The organism is Methanosarcina sp. WH1 (assembly GCF_000970005.1).
Classification (GTDB): Archaea; Halobacteriota; Methanosarcinia; order Methanosarcinales; family Methanosarcinaceae; genus Methanosarcina.
Genome location: NZ_CP009504.1, coordinates 2,257,041 through 2,271,924, shown reverse-complemented (window position 1 = coordinate 2,271,924; position 14,884 = coordinate 2,257,041). Strand labels below are relative to the sequence as shown.

General features: G+C 42.3%; 11 protein-coding genes. 5 read left to right on the top strand and 6 right to left on the bottom strand.

The features are described 5' to 3' along the window. Positions 1-124: 124 nt before the first annotated feature. Together MSWH1_RS09900 and MSWH1_RS09895 are read right to left on the bottom strand one after the other, a co-directional pair. A complete protein-coding gene (locus MSWH1_RS09900; RefSeq protein ID WP_048128128.1) occupies positions 125-736 on the bottom strand; it encodes a 30S ribosomal protein S3ae in 612 nt (203 codons plus the stop codon). A gap of 778 nt (positions 737-1,514) precedes the next feature. Beyond that, positions 1,515-1,769: an alpha/beta fold hydrolase gene (locus tag MSWH1_RS09895; protein WP_156151196.1), complete on the bottom strand. Its 255-nt coding sequence runs from the start codon at positions 1,767-1,769 to the stop codon at positions 1,515-1,517. Positions 1,770-2,119: 350 nt separating this feature from the next. On the opposite strand from MSWH1_RS09895, the gene MSWH1_RS09890 reads away from it, so the two are divergent. Beyond that, positions 2,120-3,295: a multidrug effflux MFS transporter gene (locus MSWH1_RS09890; protein WP_231591724.1), complete on the top strand. Its 1,176-nt coding sequence runs from the start codon at positions 2,120-2,122 to the stop codon at positions 3,293-3,295. Between the two features lie 84 nt (positions 3,296-3,379). Here the strand turns inward: MSWH1_RS09890 and MSWH1_RS09885 are convergent, their stop codons facing one another. Continuing rightward, positions 3,380-4,318, bottom strand: a complete 939-nt coding sequence (locus MSWH1_RS09885) for a hypothetical protein (protein WP_048128121.1) — start codon at positions 4,316-4,318, stop codon at positions 3,380-3,382. Positions 4,319-5,147: 829 nt separating this feature from the next. Between MSWH1_RS09885 and MSWH1_RS09880 the strand changes: the two genes are divergently transcribed. Next, a complete protein-coding gene (locus MSWH1_RS09880; protein WP_048128119.1) occupies positions 5,148-6,107 on the top strand; it encodes a hypothetical protein in 960 nt (319 codons plus the stop codon). 284 nt (positions 6,108-6,391) lie between these two features. Here MSWH1_RS09880 and lon read toward each other — a convergent pair whose 3' ends face one another. Both lon and MSWH1_RS09870 read right to left on the bottom strand, forming a co-directional pair. Further along, positions 6,392-8,779: an endopeptidase La gene (lon, locus tag MSWH1_RS09875; protein WP_048128117.1), complete on the bottom strand. Its 2,388-nt coding sequence runs from the start codon at positions 8,777-8,779 to the stop codon at positions 6,392-6,394. 99 nt (positions 8,780-8,878) lie between these two features. Further along, positions 8,879-9,298, bottom strand: coding sequence for a MarR family winged helix-turn-helix transcriptional regulator (locus MSWH1_RS09870; protein ID WP_048128115.1), 420 nt, complete (start codon positions 9,296-9,298; stop codon positions 8,879-8,881). Between the two features lie 68 nt (positions 9,299-9,366). Here MSWH1_RS09870 and MSWH1_RS09865 point away from each other — a divergent pair, with 68 nt between their 5' ends. Beyond that, positions 9,367-9,633: a DUF4062 domain-containing protein gene (locus tag MSWH1_RS09865; RefSeq protein ID WP_048128114.1), complete on the top strand. Its 267-nt coding sequence runs from the start codon at positions 9,367-9,369 to the stop codon at positions 9,631-9,633. A 416-nt stretch (positions 9,634-10,049) separates the two neighbouring features. Further along, a complete protein-coding gene (locus MSWH1_RS09860; RefSeq protein ID WP_231585646.1) occupies positions 10,050-10,541 on the top strand; it encodes a hypothetical protein in 492 nt (163 codons plus the stop codon). A 352-nt stretch (positions 10,542-10,893) separates the two neighbouring features. On the opposite strand, the gene MSWH1_RS09855 is transcribed toward MSWH1_RS09860, so the two are convergent. Next, positions 10,894-12,276, bottom strand: coding sequence for an ATP-binding protein (locus MSWH1_RS09855; protein WP_048128112.1), 1,383 nt, complete (start codon positions 12,274-12,276; stop codon positions 10,894-10,896). A gap of 424 nt (positions 12,277-12,700) precedes the next feature. Between MSWH1_RS09855 and MSWH1_RS09850 the strand changes: the two genes are divergently transcribed. Further along, positions 12,701-14,545, top strand: a complete 1,845-nt coding sequence (locus MSWH1_RS09850) for a M3 family oligoendopeptidase (protein ID WP_048130388.1) — start codon at positions 12,701-12,703, stop codon at positions 14,543-14,545. Positions 14,546-14,884 lie beyond the last annotated feature (339 nt).

The following is a 14,884-nucleotide window of genomic DNA, read 5'->3' as shown; positions in this document are numbered from 1 at the left end:
CTGCCGCAGGGCGGCAGAAATATCTTCTAATTAGCTTTTTGCACATTAAATATATTATATATTGGAAAAAATATATAATACAGGTCGCATGTTCATGGACAACCAGTTTTGAATCAAAAAGAAATTATGCTGCTGCAGGTGCAGGTGCAGCTGCGGGTATTTTTTCGACTTCGGTCTTTCTGATCTCGACTCTGCGGAGCGGGTAGATGAACTTGGCCTGCCTGTAAATGGCTGCTGAGAGCCTGCCAAGGATTGCTTCCTGCATGAAAGTCTCAAAATCGGATTCTGCTGCGCGCCTCTTGACGATCTCGACCATCATTTCCCTGATGGCTTTCATCTGGCTTGAGCGTGCCCTCTTGATGGTGAAGCAGGTAGGCTTTACGCGGATAATGTAGCCGTCTTTGGTTTTAACATCGACATTGGCGTCGATTCTGGAAGTCTGCCTCTTAACGATTGAGCGAATATAGTCGGTTGTGAGTTCATGGCCCATGAGGTCGGTAGTTGCAATGTCTCCTACGACGTTGTTGATCCTGAGAATGACCTTTGTGTTGTTCTTGGTCATATCGTTAGTGAGTTCCCCAACTGTAGTTTCAACATTGCGGCCTAAAAGCAGAGAAGGGTCTCCTGCCATCGTGTTTCCGACAATAGCCCTGTTTAAGTAAACCGGGGCTTCAATATTATACCATTCCTTGGATTTCCATCCGTCAAGCTTTCTTTGTACTTTCTTTCTTGCCAAGTAATTCCTCCGAAGTATATTTCGTTTTATGTAGTTTTATTTTGCTTTGTCCTGATGCCCTCAGGCAATCTCAGGTCTTTATCTTCCGGATGCTCAGGTGAGCTTGTTCCATAATCAATGAATGTGAAAGGCTTTTAGGTGTTTCTGCACAGTTTTAAACTGCCGCAGGTTTAGCTCTTCCAGTACCTTCTCTTTGCATATATCAAAAATCTCTGAGCCTCCTGGGTTTCCGGACTGGGGCCCCATCCCATCTGCCGACAGCCACAGGCTCCTGATAGTCAAAAATGTGACCGGAAATCGGCCAGTTATTCTCAGAAATTAGCGGATACTAACTAGTTAATGGCGCCACTATACACACCATTTCCATATATAAAGAAATCGGTCAGAAACGCTTTCTGCCCTGATATTTGTATCACAGGGGGAGAAAAACGAGAATAGAAAATATTGGTGGCTCTTCATTAACTATTTTGTATCTATTCCGTAGTTAGGTAGGAAATCTATTTTTTTTCTTCCTGCGCCGCATGGGGTTTGGAACAGCCGTCAGCCAGATAAAAAGCGACCCAAAAACTGACAACGCAATTAAGAGAGGAAAATATTGAAGGAATGTCCCCCGGACTGAGAGTATTATTTCATTTAATACATGTTAGTTTCTTACAGGCATCACGAGTCGTTTTTACCTGGTGGCTTTTATCTCTTATTTTTTTTCATTTTGGTCTTTTTGTTTTCCCAAAACCACCATTTTATTCCTTATGGACGGATCTTCGAACGGGTGGGGGTCCTAGTCCCTGTGAATTACAACTACCGGGCACAGGATATTCTTCCCGAGTTCCGGGAGCTTACCACTGCTCCTTAAACTCGCTGGCTTCATCCGTGTATTCATTATGTTTGCGGCATACTTTTCTTCGAAGGGGCTGCTTCCGATTAGAATTCGTTTTTTTACGAATTGAGGGTAGTGGACTGTAAGGATAAAACTGAGCATTGCCCTCCAGGAAAACCCTATCAGGGTAACCGGAATAGCTCCATTTTCTTCCAAAAACCTCTCTGAGTTCTCTTTCCTGGGCTTCATGAGTTGTTTTCGTCTGGGGGGGTTCAAGGACTCCTTTAAGCTTCTTTGGTTTAAAGCAAGATTGTTTTTAAAATTTATTGATACTGATCTTTACTTTCGCAACTGTTATATACAACTCTCTTCCTTCGAGAACCATCCAGATTAGTTACACATGCAATCATCTTCCCAATTTACAACAGCTACAATAATCACTTAAAAACTGATAAACACCTGAAAAATGATAAAATCGAAAAAAGGATCCTATTATGGCTTCTCAGCAAAAAAGAACTGGTAAAATAGATACTACAATTAATAAGGTAAATAGTTCCGGAGGAAATTTGAAGCGAAATCTGAAAGGAACCTTGCCACTTCTGGCCCTTCTTACGGCCTTTCCCCCTCTTTCCACGGACATGATCTTACCGGCCATACCATCCCTTGCCGATACCTGGAACGTTTCTCTGTCGGTGATTAACCTGACCCTTGTCTGCTTCTTTGTGACTTATGGTTTTTTCCTGCTCTTCTACGGCCCGATTTCCGATAGGTTTGGCCGCCGCAAGCCCCTCCTTTTCGGGCTTGTGGTATACATAGTGGCAAGCCTGCTCTGCGCCTTTGCGTCCAGTGCTACCATGCTGATAGGTTTGCGAATACTGCAAGCTGCAGGGGCTGCTGCCAGTTCTTCCATCTCTATGGCCATGACTAAAGACATTTTCTCCGGCCACGAGCGGGAAAGGATTCTGGCTTACATAGCGGTTATAATGGCTCTTGCTCCGATGATTGCTCCGGTCCTTGGCGGCTGGGTCCTTGCAGATTTCTCCTGGCCCTGGATCTTCTTCATTCAGGCAGTTATGGGCTTAATCGGATTTATCGGGGTTCTTCGCTTTCCGGAAACTCTTCCTAAGGTATCCGATACACCTCTTTCCCGGATAATGCACACCTACAGCCGGTTGCTGCTCAACCCTTCCTACATAGTCATGGTACTGGTCATGTCGGCAAGCCTTTTTCCCCTGTACAGTTTCATTGCAGGCTCTTCTGACATCTACATTAACGAGTTTGGCATGAATGAGCAGAAATATAGCTACTTCTTTGCCTTCAACGCCATGGCTCTGATGATCGGCTCCTTCTCCTGCCTCCGGCTGACAAGAAGTATTCGGTCAAAGCACCTGATGACGGTAGGGTTTGCAGGAATTTTCCTGGGCGGAGTTTTTCTTCTTCTCACCGGAAAGCACGGCCCCTGGAGCTTTGCGCTCCCGATGTTCCTTATCACATTTTCCCTGGGTCTGAGCCGTCCTCCAAGTAACAATCTTGTGCTGGAACAGGTCGACCGGGACGCAGGTTCAGCTTCTTCGCTGCTGATCTTTAGCTATTTTACGCTTGGGGCTGTTGGCATGTGGTTTATTTCCCTTGAATGGGCGGATAAGATCCCTGTACTTGGAACCATTGCTCTCGGTTCCGGAGCTCTGGTTCTGGGAGCATGGGTTGTTTTGCAGAGGAGAGGCATTGGAGGTGCTGCTTGATTTTTTCACGGGCAGCCGTGCAAAAATTTTCCACAATAAATCTATTTACAGATATTATGTGTTGCAAATGAAGTTATAATCGGGTTACATACAACCCTTACATTTGGAACAATCGCCGCAGGTTGTTGCTTCCTTATAGTCGCCGCCTGTTATTTTGAACATAGATTCAGATATCCTGTAGTTGGTTACTTTCATACCGTCATCAATGGTTACGGTATCATCGCCAAAGAGCAATTTAATCGGCACCCTTTCATATTCTTCCATCAGACCCGGTTTTAGCTTTGGGAAAATGACTTTCTTTTCTCCATTGCTTTTTCTGGCCATAATGATGTCAAAGGTAGCAAGAGAAGTTAATCTGCCGTTTATGCCAAAGCTCAGGGAGTTTTTATCCGCATCTATACCCAGTGCATTCGCATCATATGCATTGATCAAACCAATAGGAGTTTCAACAGGGACCGGAACTGCCGGTTCTACGGATTCTATGCTGTCATCTTCAAAAAGCTTAAATCCTGTTCGGACTGGTATTTTTCCTGCCGGGGTGTCAATTGTGATTCTTTCGGTTGGCCACAGGATCAGGCTTCTGACTTTTCCGTCAGGATAAAATCGCAAACCGATTATCTTTGCACTAAAGTTACCAAACGGAAAGGAAAAATCATATTTCTGTGCCAGTGCACCTTCTTCTTCTTCCGACCAGAAACCGCTGATTTGCCCGTTTAATGGGAACAAACTATTGATCGAGCCATCTTCAAAGAAAGTGACCAGTTCAGCCGGAAATATTCCTATTGATGTGCTTACTTCAGTTTGCTGCTCTAAAGAAATGCTTTTAATTTCCCCGTTTTTATGAAAAGACAAAACTTTTAATTGCTTTGTTCTAACTCCGGGATTTCCGTACTGTGGAACAAAATCCCCATATTTTGTGATAATCAAATTGTAATCTTTAAGCTTACACTCATTCAGTTCGCCACCATCATATGTGGTAAAGCTCGTTATCCCTTTGATATCGCTTGTTTCAACAGTTAACATTATGTACCTCCCTGACAAGAAAAATGAATCAAGTTCTTTGCTTTGCCAGAGATGACAAAGCCTTAATTTTTTGCGTGCTCAACTCGACTTTCATTTTAAGTACAACTTCAAGCCTCCGTTGTTGCAGTATTTTTTGTCGAACGCTTATTCCAATATACAATTCTTAATCAACGGAAATCAGAATCCTATTTCCTACTTATATTATATAAATATTTCTTTCAAGAATCGTCTTAAATACTCAGTAATAAGGTAGTTTCTACGATTCTTTGAAGAAAGCGGGAGCTTGCACGAATGGCTTATTTTCCCCGATATAATAGGGTTTTCTGAATCCATTGCACAAAGAGGACTTCTGGAAAATAAAGAAAAGTATTTTGTTTTATGAAATATGAAATGAAGAGATAAAGGAAAAGGAGAAGTGACCCGAGGAAGAAGTTATTTTGTAAATATTTCAGCAAGCTTTTTCTCAACTTCCCTGACCTTATCTGGTTTTAATGAACCACTCTGGTAAAAAATAAAAATAATATATATGTCGGCAGTGAATATTTTATTTGTACGGATCAGGCTCCTGGGGGCAGGCAGGCTGCCTTCTTTGAAGTCATCTTTTGATAGGGAGACTGCATAACCGCCATTTTTTTTTTCTCTGGTAATATTTAATTTTTCAAATAAGCCCCAAATACAAATTATTTATTTACTATGTTAATGTCTCTAATCTGATGTTATTAAAAGCTCTGAGTTATCAGCTCTGAGCTTTTTAAGATTAGAAATATAATTCGGAATACTAACAGCTTCTCCTGTTTATTGATTTTTTTTTCCTGGAGTTGAGGGTTTCATGAATAAGCAAAAAGCTATAATGATACTATTATTGGTCATTCCCGTCCTTCTTGTATTTTATTTCTTCAGCCCTTTTTTATTGATGGGTTTTGTTGACAGTTCCTGGTACTATTCCGAGGAAGTTGACATCGGGCCTTTTGATTACAGTTCCGTACTTACGAAAGCTGAGAACGCAGGCTATGAAGTGGAAGGTTCCTGGCCCTGGCCCGGAAATTTTTCGGGTTTTGAGCCCGGGGATGTCCCGGAGGTCCGGGAAAGGTTCGGAGGTGCCGCTCTTGTGGAGAACATCAGGCTTAACTATGACGAGAACTCCGAGCTTATGGTCTTCATCTGCGAAGAAATACCGAAAAACGGACTGGAAGAAGGACAAAAAGCCGTGACTGAAACCTGTGTAGCCCTCTCGAACCTCAACCACACCGACCCTGATTCTCCCTTACAGCTATCAGAATTTCCGCAGGATGTCTGGATGCTTGAAAAATTTGGCCTTCTCTTCGGCCTGGATGAAAAAGCTTCGGAAAAGTATCTTGAAGCTCTGAAAAAAGCTGCACAAAACCAGACCTGGGATGCTAAAATACAGGTGAACGAATCTCCTGATTTCCCGGCTGTATATGCTAATCTTATAGAAAACAGAGATGATTCCAGTTACGAATCCAGTTTGGGTATTAATGCATACCCCACAGAAGTCTTTTTAAAGGACGGGAAGCGGCTGGGTTCCGTAAAGTACTTCGTTCCGAAGGCGAAGGTAGTGACTTATGATAATGAGAACAAGTATATAGTTGAACTCGATGCCCAGGGAAAAGTAAGGCTCGAAATCTTAATGCCCCCAGGAAGCAGTGGGGACGAAATACCTGAAGAGGAATACCGGAAGGTTTTCAGGGAGATATTTAAAGGACTGGGGCTTTCTCCTGAAGTGGTGGACAGCTTTGAATTTTTTCACAGCTCTTCACGGATTTGGTGAAGCTGGCTGAGGATTGAGCAATTTCCTTGCTTCATTTTTCGGAAATTGGAAATCTAGATTGAGCAATTTCCTTGCTTCATTTTTCGGAAATTGGAAATCTAAATTGGAAATCTTCTAAAACGTGAATTGTTACAAACAGATCTCTCCACGATAAGACTTGAGTTTGATTTTAGGAGTTTTTTAACTCAAGTTGAGGTGGGGGATACAGATGGAGGAATGAGGTATTTCATGGCTCTGGCAGGCCTGAAACCCCATCCAGTACTTATTTCTGCACCTTTCAATCTTTAAACATTCTGCGTAGTCGTAAACCCATTTTCTGCAAACGACAGCATCGGCCCGTGAAGATCCATGTCAAGTGCCTCTTTCAAGACTTCCTCAATGGTCTCTACCGGTACGAATTTAAGTTCGTTTCTGACGTCTTCGGGCACGTCCTCAAGGTCTCTCTCGTTTTCTTTTGGCAGGATTACTTTCTTTATGCCTGCCCTGTGGGCTGCCAGGATTTTCTCCTTTATGCCGCCCACAGGCATTACTGCACCACTCAACGTGATTTCCCCTGTCATGGCAATTTTTGGGTCAACTGCTTTGCCGGTTATCAGGGATGTGAGGGCAGTAAAGAGGGTCACACCTGCGGATGGGCCATCTTTTGGAGTTGCACCTGAAGGTACGTGGATATGAATATCGCTTGAAGTGAAGTTAAAGCTATTTGCAGTGTTTGAAAGCCTGGACCTCACAAGGCTCAAAGAGATCTGCGCAGATTCTTTCATCACATCCCCGAGCTGGCCGGTAAGTGTAAGTTTTCCTTTTCCTGGCATGAAAGTGCCTTCGATGAAGAGGATATCTCCTCCTACAGGGGTCCAGGCAAGTCCGGTGACCACGCCGGGAACATTTTCTTTTCTGGCTTCTTCCTGCCTGACCATCTCTTTTCCGATGATCTCCTTTAGCATCTCCGGTTTTACCACGTAAGGCAGGTCAGCCTTGCCTGAAACAATCTTCTCAGAAACAAACCTTGCAGTCTTTGCAAGCTGTTTTTGGAGCTGCCTGACTCCTGCTTCTCGGGTGTATTTTTCGATGATCACTTTCAGGGTTTCATCTTCAATTTTGAGTTTATCCGTATCAAGACCGTGTTCTTCCAGGGTACTGGGGAGCAGGTGGTCTTTTGCAATTGCAAACTTCTCGTTTTTCGTGTAGCTCGAAATCTCTATTAACTCCATTCTGTCGAGAAGCGGCGCCGGGATTGTTGCCAGGGAGTTAGCAGTGGCAATGAACAGCACCTCGGACAGGTCATATGGAACTTCAAGGTAGTGGTCTGAGAAGCTGCTGTTCTGTTCGGGGTCGAGGACTTCCAGAAGGGCACTTGAAGGATCTCCTGCGTAGGAAGTTGAAAGCTTATCTACTTCATCGAGGATAAAGACCGGGTTTTTAGTACCTGCTTTTTTCATGCCCTGTATAATCCTTCCGGGCAGAGCCCCTACATATGTCCGGCGGTGCCCCCTTATCTCGGATTCATCTTTGACACCTCCAAGGCTGACACGGACGTATTCCCTGCCAAGGGCATCTGCAATGCTTTTTCCAAGGCTCGTTTTGCCGGTGCCGGGAGGTCCCAGGAAGAGCAGGATCGAGCCCTGTTTCTCCTTTTTTAATTTCATTACTGCCAGGTGCTGGATTATTCGTTCCTTGACTTTTTCAAGCCCGTTATGGTTGTTCTCAAGCACACGGCGGGCTTCGGCAATATCGATGTTCTTTTTCTCTTCCGTTACCCAGGGAAGGTCAAGCATGAGGTCCAGATAGTTTCGGATAACAGGGCTTTCAGGATTATGGCTGCCTCCGGTTTCGAGTTTCTTTAGCTCTGAGAGCGCTTTCTTTCTGACCTCATCAGGCATCTTCGAATTCTCGATTCTTTCCCGGTATCCTCCTTCTCCTGAAATGGAATCTTCATTTTCGTTGAGTTCTTCCTGGATTACCTTCAGCTGCTCCCGGAGCATCGCTTCTCTATGTGATTTGCTGATCTTGTCTGTAACTTTTTTTGCTATTTCCATCTGGAAATTGATATTCTCTTTGTGCTTAATCAGAATATCAAGAAACGTCAGATACCGTTCCCTGACAGAAACAGTTTCCAGAAGGGCCTGTTTCTCTGCAAGATCTATCGGCATGAATGGCATGACATGTCCCATTATCTGGTCAATGGAACCCATCTTTTCTATTGGCCGGGTAAACTTCTCAGAACCCTGAAAACGGCTGCTTATCTCATTAATTATTGTTTTTACATTTTCTATCATTTCTGCCTGAACATCTTCATCAAGATCCTGAAGGTCCATGACAGGCTCATATGTGGCATAGAACAGGCCGTTCTTCTGGCAAACAGATTCTGCCTCTACCTTCTGGACAGCCTTGGCAATAACCAGATATCCCTCATCAGCAGGCTGTACGTATGTGATTTTAAGCAGGTTTCCTGTTTTATACAGATTATCTTCTGACAGGTCTGAAGGTTTTGTACCACTCTTTACTGTCAGCCCGATGGCATATACAGATTCGGCGTTTTTCATGTCATTTAAGAGTATTTCTCCGGTGACTTTATCAGCAAGGAATTTTGCCCGGCTTTTCGGGTAGACCACTACCTCAAAAAGCGGCATTACTATGCTCTCTCTGTAATCATCGGTTTGTTCTGGATACATTGTCAATCGTCTCATTTTTATAAAGTTGTTTTCTCAGTTGTTTCGGTTATTTCAATTATTTAGTTTGAATTTACCTAACTTTTTTACCGGCCAAAAAAATTACCATACCTTTTCCAGAAGGTTGATAAGCGTGTCAATTTCTTTCTCGTCCAGAGAATCTGCCATTTTTTCAATGACTTTCAACAAAGCGTTTTCTTCGGCACGAGCTATTCTCCGTCCTTTTTCAGTCAGGCGAATGTAAAAAATTCTTCCGTCATCCGAGGACTTTTCTTTGTACACGCATTCCATTTTTAAGAATTTGTTGACCATCTCTGTGATGGTTGGCTTTGAGTTTCTGGTGATTTTAGCAAGCTTGCTAAATGTCACTTCCCCATGTTCATCTATGACTCTCAGATATCCAATTTGTTTTACAGTGATATCCGATAACCCGCATTCAGAGAATATCTCACAAGAGCACTCGCTTTTGATTTTGGCCAGGTTTTCAAAGACTATAAACAAATGCTCTTTTTTCTCAGTCATATCTTGATCAGTGCAGTTAGTTAGGCATTACCTAATTATATAGTTTGTGGTGATGGGGAGTTTATAAAATGGCCCGTATATTTGTATCTTCTACGTTTAAGGATCTGGAAGAATGCCGTGAAAAGGTCCGAATTGTTCTGAGACGGATGGGCCATGAAGATGTGGCGATGGAATATTTTGTTGAGGAAGACAAAAGACCTATTGATAATGTCTGGAAGACGTTGCTTCTTGCGACCTTTAACCTGTTGAGCTTCCAAAATCAAATTGCGGGTGGCCACCCCAACCAAAGGATGGGGTATGCTGATGGGCCGCCCGCTCGGTTACACGTTGGTTAAAATTCATGTGAACTAAAAAAGAAGCTGATTATTGCTGACTTAGTCTCGTTCACAAATCCATTCAAGTGTTAGCTTCAGCAAAACTAGGCCGAAGAAAGTTTCTTGTTATAGATCGGAAATAATTAAATTTTGACTTTACTACTGGAGAGATAACTCTTATAAAAAAACTTGAAAATCTCAATCCCCCCTCTTGAAAATGAAAATAAACTCTTTTCCAGCCTTCTTTTTTTCAACATAATCTAATTTTTAAGCCGGAAAAGGTCACTTCAGGCTGTATTTGTGCTCTTATTTTGCAGAATTATTTTACCTTAGAATTTATTCTTCAACCTTCCAGCTCCCACAAATCAATTGATGAATTTATATCTCCTGCTTCCCATACTCTTAGCATGATGCCCTCTTTGTTGAGTCCAAGAGAGATGCCTTCAATAGAAGGTGTCCGAATCCCACTGAATTTCTATGTCGTACTTAAAGAGCCTGTTCTTCTTGCTGGCATGTCTCGTCCACGGGAGTCTACCCCCTGGGAGAAAATTGGTGAAGCCGGTTTTTCAAACGTAGTCTGTCTTAGCAGTTCCGAGGTTAATTACGACCCCTATCCTCTCAAAGTGCTGTTCTCTGCAGAATTAGAAGACCTTTATTTTGGTTATGGACCGGAGGACCCTGAAAGAGAGGAGCGGCTTATCAGGCAGGCTGCTGCTGCTATAAATGCAAAGATGGATGAAGGAGAAGGGATTGTTGTCCATTGCATGGGAGGCATAGGCAGGACAGGCACAGTTCTCGGATGCGTACTAAAGGATCTTGGTTTTTCGGCGAAAGAGGTACTGAATTATCTTGATGAAATAAATATGCATAGAGGCTTTGGAGGGTGGCCGGAAACTGAATGGCAGGAAGAAATGGTGCGAAAATACTAACAAAATTTTAAGATTTGTTTGATGACTTTTTGATAGATTTTGATAGATTTTGATAGATTTTGATAGATTTTGATAAATTTTGATAGATTTTGATAGATTTTGATAAATACTGATAAAAAGCACTCTGAAAAAGAGGTATCAATCAATTCCAATTCCTTTGAAAACGAGAATAAACCTTTTTCCTGTCGTTTTATTCTCAAAATAGCTCACTAATTAATGAATTCATCCTTTTTGAAGTTCAGTGCTGAGGATTCAATTAGAGGAAATGAAAATTTTCAACAGAGAGCCGTGAAGCAGGAAGCCCGTCATTTAAATTATGGGTAGTTCACATAACTGGCATATGTTTCTTTTTTCACTGAAAAACAACTTTTTCAAGCTGATTTCCATCAATCAAAGTAATTTTTTCAGCAGTAGCCAGTTCAATCAAATCTTCATCAAACCCGCTTAAACTGACCAGTAGATAGTGCTCTTTCCTGTTTTCAGATCCCCATTTAACTTTTTTAGATTTCTTTTTCAGATCGTTTAAGACCTTAAAACCCATTTTTCTGGTGGTGTACTTTACCTCCCCAAAAAGAATTTCATCTGCTTTTTCATTTACTGCCACAAGGTCTATTTCTTCTCCGGCTTTCCACCAGCTTCCCATTTTTTCGAACTCCATTGGAAGCAGGTTTCTGTGTTCCCTCAGGATTTCAAACATGATGGTTTCAAATGCGGGGCCGAGATATCGAGGAAATTCGCTTTTGATTTTGTCCAGGACAAAATCCTGTTCTCCGAGTTCGACATGTTCGAGGTTTGGGAAAACAAACCTGAAGTAGAACCTGAAGTAGTTGTCCTTTATTTTGTAGATTCCACTTCTGGACTTTATGCTCTCGGTTACAGGGATGATCCTTTCGATGATGTCCAGGTCCTGAAGCACCTGAAGGTATTTGCCGACCACGCCTTTTGAAAGGCCTGTGTCGTTTATGATTTTTCCGGAAGTGGCGTTCCCAAAGGCAATTGAGCGAATGATCGAAAAATAATACCTGGGTTCCCTGAGTTCTTCCCTGAGGATGAATTCAGCGTCTTTGTAAAGAAACTCTTCCTTTTGCAAAATCCTGATTTTTATGGTTTCGAAAATATTACCTTCATATTCAAGCAGGTAAGCAGGTGTGCCGCCGAACACAGCGTAAATTTCAATCAGGTCTTTCAGGCCAGAGCCTGGAAAGAAGTCCTTCAGGCTCAGGAATTTCAAGGGTAGCAGGTTGAGTTGTTTTGTTCGCCTGCCGTAGAGGGGAGAAGAGTAGTTGAAAAACTGTTTCTCCATCATTGCAATCGAAGAGCCGCAGACAAAGATCTTGCTCTTTGTGCTTTTGATTTTATGATCCCAGTAGTCCTGCAAAACTGAAGATATGGAGCTTTCCGTACTGGCCATATAAGGGAATTCATCGAGGATAAGTACAAGTTCCTGTTTCTCCGAAAAATAGTGGAAAGCTTCGTCCACGCTTCTGAAAGGAAAACGTGCAAGCCTCTCGTCTCTTAGCTTTTTGGCAGTGATTGAGGAAAGTCTATCGAGCATATCATAAGGTGCTTCAAGCCTTCCCACAAAGTAGATTGCATCAGCTCTTTCTTTTAAGATCTGCTTCATAAGCTCGGTTTTCCCAACCCTGCGCCTGCCGTAAAGGACAAAGAACTCTGCACGCGGGCTCTGGAGGGTATTTTTCAGGATTTCAAGTTCTTGCTTGCGGTTTATGAACATATTTTACTGCCTTTTCAGGGTTATCTCTTGATTAGTATACTGTTGAGTAACTTACTTTATTATATACTAATTCGTACTTAAAGCTTTGTTTAGTGTATTATAGAGTAACTTACTTTACTATACACTTATTTTATACCATCCAGATATCTCTTAACCGGGCTCTTAAACGGATTTTATGAGAATATTTTTTAAACAGCAGGTTCATATTCGTTAGTCTCGATATATTCGCAGTCAGATGTATGTGTTTTCAGTAATAGGCTAATAGTAGTAGGCTAATAGTAACCGGAGGGTAGCGGTTTTATGGGACAAAAGTTAATTAAGCGGTTCAGTTATCCCGGAGTATTAATTGGTTTTTACAGTCTTTTCAGGGTGTGGGACTTCCGGAAAAGCAGAGAAGTCTTCCATAAGCACAGGAGAGAGTCACATGTTTAAAGAGCTTAACCTTGATGAAGTTACCACAGAATGGAACAATTCTTATCTTTTCAGTAGTAGGGAAGATGCCTTAGAAAAGCTCGGGGCATTAAAAAAGAGTTCGGAACAAATAAACGAAACTTATCGTCCTGAATTTGAAAACCTGTCCGGGACTGCTTTACTCAGATACCTGGAAGCTGAAAAAGAGTTTTCAAGATCTATTGATATTCTCTACACCTATGCATACACTCAGCTCACCAAGAATGTGAATGATAAGTTCTTCATTTCTCTTCTATCGGATACTCAGGATCTGATTACCGAATATAAAAAGGTTAACGCCTTTGCAACCGTGAAACTGACCTCACTCAATAAGGGGGATTGGGATCGGCTCTTTTCCGAAGAACCCAAACTTGAGGTATACAGAGCTTATCTTGAAGCGACCTATATGAGGTTTGCAGAGCACAGGCCAGCGGATGAAGCTCAGGCTGTATATCTTGCAGAGCTCGAAAATCAGCGCATGAAACTGGAGACTGATGCTCTTTCAAAAATCACCAATAAAGTTACCATGGCAGGAAGTATAACTCTTGAGAACGGGGAAGAGTTTTTAGTAAATTCCCAGTCTTACAATATCCTGCTTTCAACAGACCAGAATCGGGAAAACAGGAAAAGATGTTATGATCAAAGGTTTTACCATCTGATAAATGAGTCCGATTCAATGGCTTCTCTCTATTCGGAAAAAGCCCGACTTGATGACCTTGCTGCAGGCCAACTAAACTACCCGGACTCTTACGAATCCAGTCTGTACAACCTTTATCTCACAAAAAATCAGGTTGAGGATATGAATACGGTTTTTAAGGAGAGAAAAGCCGTATTTGAAGCTTATAATGAGTTCAGGAAGAAAAAGCTAGGGTTTGAGACCCTCAGGCCGTATGACCTTATGCTACAGTTGACAGGTCAAGGTCAACCTGCTAAAAGTTATACTTACATAGATGCTGTACAGGAGATCCAGAAATCCTATGCCGGGATGGACCCCCGCTTCAACGAAATTTTCTTAAAAACAGTAACCGGAAATTTCATAGACGTATATCCTGCACCTGAAAACGGAAAACAGCCCGGAGGTTACTGTTACGGGCTCTTTGCTCTGAAGGCTCCGGCTCTGATTTTTATGAACTACAACGGCATTATCAGTGACCAGAAGACTCTTACTCATGAGCTCGGGCACGGAATTAATTTCTATCTGATGGGTAATTCCGTGGATTATCTCTACTGCACAGGCCAGATATATGAAATGGAGGTCCCATCCACTTTCAACGAAGAACTCTTTGTTGATTATGTGGTCGAAAACTTGGATAAGGAAACCGCAGTTGCCGTGCTTGCCCAGCATATAGGGGAATACCAGAACTACTTTACCCGCCAGCCAATGATCACCGAATTCGAATATAAGGCCCACCAGCTCTGTGCTGAAAAAAGCAATGAAAACGGAATTGTCAATGGAGCAGAACTCAATGCCCTCTGGACAGCTCTCTCTAAAGAATACAGGAGTGACTCAGTAGAATATTACGCTGAAGATTCTGCGGAATGGACCTACATTAACCACATCTACCTGACAAATAACTACTATACTTTCAACTATGCGATATCAAAGGCAATAACTCTCGCCCTCTTCAAGCAGTACAGGGAAGGGCCGGAAACCTTTAACAAAAACTACATCTCCTACCTCTCTGCAGGTTCGACAATGCCTCCTGAAGAAAAACTCAAGAAATATTTCGGGATCGAAATCAACAGGCAGCTCTTTGAAGATGCCATGTACGTTGTGGAATTAAGAATTCAGGAACTGAATAAACTGGAAAATGGATGATGAACCTTAATTTCTCAGCCTTTTTTCCCTTTACTTATTTTTTGATGGTTCCGGATAAATCGGTTGATTTTTGATGGTTCCGGATAAATCGGTTGATTTTTGATGGTTCCGGATAAACCGGTTGATATATTCAGAATACTCAAAGCTGGAATCTTTAACGCCCTTGAGGAATTCCTTTGCGGGTAGGGCTTTGATAGGAAAGACTATCAATCAGCATTTTGAAAAGCATCTCGTTTTGTATATAAAAGGGATCGAACCAATAGAAGCTCCTAAAAGTTGCGATGACATTGATGTCTGTTATCTTCATGCCTGGAGCGCAATTATAACCAATGTATTCCA

Excerpts from the sequence above, each read along its gene's own strand:
- lon (WP_048128117.1), bottom strand. The coding sequence starts at position 8,779 with ATGTATCCAGAACAAACCGATGATTACAGAGAGAGCATAGTAATGCCG.
- MSWH1_RS09850 (WP_048130388.1), top strand. The coding sequence starts at position 12,701 with ATGTTTAAAGAGCTTAACCTTGATGAAGTTACCACAGAATGGAACAAT.
- MSWH1_RS09855 (WP_048128112.1), bottom strand. The coding sequence starts at position 12,276 with ATGTTCATAAACCGCAAGCAAGAACTTGAAATCCTGAAAAATACCCTC.
- MSWH1_RS09865 (WP_048128114.1), top strand. The coding sequence starts at position 9,367 with ATGGCCCGTATATTTGTATCTTCTACGTTTAAGGATCTGGAAGAATGC.
- MSWH1_RS09860 (WP_231585646.1), top strand. The coding sequence starts at position 10,050 with ATGCCTTCAATAGAAGGTGTCCGAATCCCACTGAATTTCTATGTCGTA.
- MSWH1_RS09870 (WP_048128115.1), bottom strand. The coding sequence starts at position 9,298 with ATGACTGAGAAAAAAGAGCATTTGTTTATAGTCTTTGAAAACCTGGCC.
- MSWH1_RS09885 (WP_048128121.1), bottom strand. The coding sequence starts at position 4,318 with ATGTTAACTGTTGAAACAAGCGATATCAAAGGGATAACGAGCTTTACC.
- MSWH1_RS09880 (WP_048128119.1), top strand. The coding sequence starts at position 5,148 with ATGAATAAGCAAAAAGCTATAATGATACTATTATTGGTCATTCCCGTC.